At 67.9% G+C, this 2,261-nt stretch carries 3 protein-coding genes; 2 read left to right on the top strand and 1 reads right to left on the bottom strand.

The window, feature by feature from the left end; translation table 11 throughout:
- Positions 1-546 (top strand): universal stress protein (locus KDH09_04145; GenBank protein MCB0218861.1); only part of this gene is annotated, 546 nt, incomplete at its 5' end.
- 52 nt (positions 547-598) lie between these two features.
- A complete protein-coding gene (locus KDH09_04140; GenBank protein ID MCB0218860.1) occupies positions 599-1,021 on the top strand; it encodes a rhodanese-like domain-containing protein in 423 nt (140 codons plus the stop codon).
- 90 nt (positions 1,022-1,111) lie between these two features.
- Here KDH09_04140 and KDH09_04135 read toward each other — a convergent pair.
- The coding region (locus tag KDH09_04135) for a homoserine dehydrogenase (protein ID MCB0218859.1) at positions 1,112-2,261 on the bottom strand (1,150 nt) is incomplete at its 5' end.

The raw sequence follows: 2,261 nt of genomic DNA, 5'->3' as shown, positions 1-2,261 counted from the left end.
GGAATCCCCCATTCGCTTCGCGCCGTGCGCGGCCGCCCGGGCCCTGTGATCGAGGAAGCGGCCGAGGACGCCGACCTGCTCGTCGTGGCGGGCACTGCCCGCCCGCTCTCGCGGCGGTTGGAAATCCGCTCCACCACTCTGCGTGCAGCGCTCACCTCGCAGCGCTCGGTCCTCGTGCTTCAGCGCGGGGGTTTTTCGACCAGCGACTGGCTGGTGCCCTACGACGGGTCCGAGGCGAGTAAGCGCGCGCTGACCGTGGCGCTGCGCCTGGCCGGGCGCGACGGGCGCGAGATCACCGCGCTCCTGCCGGCCGGGAACAATCAGGCCCTGCGCGAGGAAGTCCTTGCCGCACTTCCCGAGTCGGGCGTGCGCGCCCAGTTCATCACCATCTCACCGTCCAGCGCCGAGGCCCTGGCCGCGCTGTTGCGCCGCGTGCCGCGCGGGACGCTGGTACTGGGCGCGGGTTCCGCGCTCCTTGATGGCGAAAGTGCCGACCGCCTCATCGCCGCCGCACCGGGAGCCGTGCTGCTCGTGCGCGGTGGCTGAAAGCCTGCGCGGGCGCTAAGCTCGCCCCACCCAGTTTTCAGGAGAGTGACCCATGGCCATTTCCGACGTCGTTTGCGCCGAAGCAGAGCGCCTCATGCGCGAGGAGGGCTACGCCTACCTCGACGTGCGCAGCGTCCCCGAGTTCGAGGCCGGCCACCCCGCCGGCGCCTACAACATTCCCGTGATGGAACCCGGCCCGGCCGGGATGCAGCCCAACCCCAGCTTCCTTGCCAGTGTGCAGGGCGCGTTCGAGAAGGACGCGAAGATCGTGCTCGGCTGTCAGGCAGGCGGCCGCAGCCTGCGCGCCTGCAACATCCTGCACGAGGCGGGCTTCACCAACGTCAAGAACGTCGCCGGCGGATTCGGCGGCGGACAGGACTCCCAGGGCAACCCGGCCGACGGCTGGCACGCCTCGGGCCTTCCGGTCGCCAACAAACCCGAAGAAGGCCGACACTACAACGCATTGAAGAAGTAGGGGCGGGGTCTACCCGCCCGGCAGCGAACGCTCACAAAAAAAGGGGCGGGTAAACCCCGCCCCTACACATTTCTTTCATCTCTTAACCAGTTACAGGTTCTCGTCCTGAATGCGGATGACGACCGTCGGCGCGAGCACGATGTCGGTCGCATCGAGCTTGGCAATCGCCGGCATGAGGTCGGCCTCGCGGCAGTGGTGGGTCATGATGATGACCGGCACCGCGTCGCGCGCCGTGGCGGGCTGGAGCACCTGGGCGATGGAGATGCCCATCTCGCCGAGCTCCGTGGCGATGCGCGCAAGCACGCCGGCCTGGTCCTTCACCGTAAAGCGCAGGTAGTAGGCCTCGCGAATCTCACCGATTGGACGCACGGGGATGCTCGCCAGCTCGCTCTCCGAGACAAGGCGCGGGGGGAGCGGGCGCGAGCCGACGTCCCCGAGCCCGCGGGCAATGCGTACCAGATCGGAGACCACCGCACCCGCCGTGGCGGGACCACCGGCGCCGGGACCGGTGTAGAGCGTTGAGCCAATGGCGGCGCTCTCGATCTCGACCGCGTTGATCGGGCCGTCGATCTGGCCGAGCAGTTCTTCGCGACGCAGCATCACCGGATGCACGCGCAGCTCGATCTCGCCGTTCACCTTCGCGGCAATGCCCAGCAGCTTGATGTCGTAGCCGAAGCGCTCGGCGTAGAAGATGTCTTCGGGCGTCACATGGGAAATTCCCTCGGTGTAGACGTCGCCGAAATTCACCTTCGTCCCGAAGGCCATCCCGGCAAGGATGGCCAGCTTGTGGGCGGCGTCGATGCCCTCGATGTCGAAAGTTGGGTCGGCCTCTGCGTAGCCGGCTTCCTGCGCGGCGCGCAGCACCGTGTCGAAGGCCAGGCCCTTCTCGGCCATTTCCGTGAGGATGTAGTTCGCCGTGCCGTTCATGATCCCGCGCACGGAGGTGATCTCGTCGCCGCCGATGCCGGCGCGAATGGCGTTGAGAATCGGGATGCCGCCGGCAACCGCGGCCTCGAAGCCGACCGAGACCCCTTTGGCCTCTGCCTTCTCGAAAATTTCGTCGCCCTGCACGGCCAGCAGGTGTTTGTTGGCCGTAATCACCGGCTTGCCGGCTTCAATGGCGGCAAGGATGCCCTCGCGCGCGGCGTCCAGGCCGCCGATCAGCTCGATGACGATGTCCACGCTCTCATCGCACGCGAGCTCGGCCGGGCTCGCCGCAACCTTCACGCCCGCCGGAACG

The organism is Chrysiogenia bacterium, assembly GCA_020434085.1.
In the GTDB taxonomy this organism is placed as follows: domain Bacteria; phylum JAGRBM01; class JAGRBM01; order JAGRBM01; family JAGRBM01; genus JAGRBM01.
The sequence above is the reverse complement of the archived record's forward strand: the minus strand, read 5'-3'. Positions and strand labels throughout refer to the sequence as shown.

Excerpts from the sequence above, each read along its gene's own strand:
- KDH09_04140 (MCB0218860.1), top strand. The coding sequence starts at position 599 with ATGGCCATTTCCGACGTCGTTTGCGCCGAAGCAGAGCGCCTCATGCGC.